Origin of the sequence: Psychromonas algicola, assembly GCF_004378355.1 — a bacterium.
Taxonomy (GTDB): Bacteria; Pseudomonadota; Gammaproteobacteria; order Enterobacterales; family Psychromonadaceae; genus Psychromonas.
Genome location: NZ_SNUB01000061.1, coordinates 1 through 2,045, shown reverse-complemented (window position 1 = coordinate 2,045; position 2,045 = coordinate 1). Strand labels below are relative to the sequence as shown.

Annotated in this window: 2 protein-coding genes; both read right to left on the bottom strand. The window is 34.1% G+C overall.

The window, feature by feature from the left end; genetic code table 11:
- Window positions 1-217 precede the first annotated feature (217 nt).
- Complete coding sequence (locus tag E2R67_RS16305; RefSeq protein ID WP_134292004.1) at window positions 218-613, bottom strand: hypothetical protein; 396 nt, start codon at window positions 611-613, stop codon at window positions 218-220.
- Window positions 614-854: 241 nt separating this feature from the next.
- A complete protein-coding gene (locus tag E2R67_RS16300) occupies window positions 855-1,526 on the bottom strand; it encodes a DUF8453 domain-containing protein (protein WP_134292003.1) in 672 nt (223 codons plus the stop codon).
- Window positions 1,527-2,045 lie beyond the last annotated feature (519 nt).

Genomic DNA, 2,045 nt, shown 5'->3' with positions numbered 1-2,045 from the left:
ACCAGAAAGGTTATCCCTTAATAATGAAGGGTGACGAGTTTTTTATACAATATCGACAGTGAAATAATAAATAAAAATCAATTTGAACTTGATTTACAAAGAGTGACCATATATGTCCCGTATTTTATTCACATAACGCTCGCGGTAGCGGAAACTGGCCTTGAGCTACGAAGCTGCGTCCCTGCTTTCCGATTGACTGCGCTTGTTAAATGTTGAATCACAGCTCACAATTGTAATTACCACAATATGTTAAAACTGGATTAGTTATAGGTTCGCTTTTTAAATCAAAACCACCTAGTGCATCTTTGAACACTAAAACAAAAACATTATCTTTTTCATTAAGTGCATTTCGAATTATTTCAATGTCTTCAGGCGAAATTTTAAAACTACTTAAATATTCGCAATCAAGTTCTACCGTTTCAATAAAATCAGAATCTAAATAAGAGTCAATGTTTTGTTTAAGACTATGGCTAGGGTTATTATCTTCCCATGTTTCATGAACTACGTCATCAGCATCATCTGGCTCAGGTTCCCATTGAGGTTCTGAATACAAACAGGCTTGATCTGTATTTTGGAAACATCCAGCAAAAATGTATACACTAGTTTTCGTCATGTTACGTACCCTATACATTTAACGAAGCTGTAGAATTTCTCAATTCCCAAAAAAACACAGCCATTTAAAATTTAATTACCAAATAAAACAATAAGTTAAAAATCAAAAATTTTTACAAATCTATAAAAAACGAGTTATTCTACAACCTCAACGCCGTTTTAAGCGGCAAATTGCTGTTGGCTAAAATAAGTGAGGCACGAACAAAAAGCCTACTGTAATTTGTCCGACTTGAAAACCCTTGTTATGCAGATACTTCATGGACATTGAAGGTTACACTTGCGGAACCATCATTACTCTCTCCGCCCTTAGAAACAGACTCAATATTGATAAGTAACGAAAACTTCTTGTTATATTCATTCTGATTAATATCTTGATATTTAATCAAAACATCAACTGATGGGAAGTCATCTAAATTTAACGATTTACTACCATCAGGACGATTCAGTACAGCTTCATTTATATAACTTTCAAAAGCTGTTGTAAGGTAATTAGGAATAATTATTTCATCTGGTGTTATTGAGTCTACACTTATAGCAGGGAAAAACTTCTGTGATTGGTTTCCTACAAAATGAGTAGATGTATCTAATTTCAGAACATTGTTTTCATATTTCAATTCTTTAACGTTATGAGGATCATACTTTTGTAATAATGAGATTATTTTATTGATATCTACTTCCCATTTAACGTCAACGTCTAATGCAACACCTTTACCGAAGTTACCTATTTTGAGCTTTTCCCTGTTCCATGCCCAGTTTTGGTTTTTATCTATTACTAAATTCACATGATTACCGAGAACTTTAAGTATTGGCAAATGCGAAACAACTCTTTGCTTCCTCATTTCAAGGATTGTAAACATAGTTACAATACTGGTTAGTAAAGCCGCAAATGCGGTTAATTGTGTTGCAAGTTCCATCGACACCTCATTTATCTGCATAACAGCGTAACTAAGCCGAATAATTCCGTATTTACAGTGGAAATACGGAACAGTTAAATTTTAAAAAATTTACATTACGATAGCGCATTAAAACATTAAATCAATTCATTAACGAAAAAGATAAAACCTTTATCATGTAGAAAGACGGAAAAATTCCGTATTTACAGTAGAAACAAGGAATTGAGTTTTCAATAGACAATAAAACATTGCTCAACGCGGCTACAATTCCCCCCACCGTTGAGTTTTCCCAAACAATGGATAACTTTCAGCAACAGCAAACAGGACGTTTGCTGTAAGTTCATCCCGCGCATGGACGCGCGGTATGAACTGGTGCGCTAAGAAAGTTCTGTATTGTTTGGATCAGAAAGCTATTCGGTGGCCTGTACAGTCAAGTTCATAGGTAACACTTTATTAAACATACATGGGTTACACTTTTACCGTCCAATAGTCTTTACTTGATTCAAGGTCAATACAACCTAATCGATAAAAACTAAAATA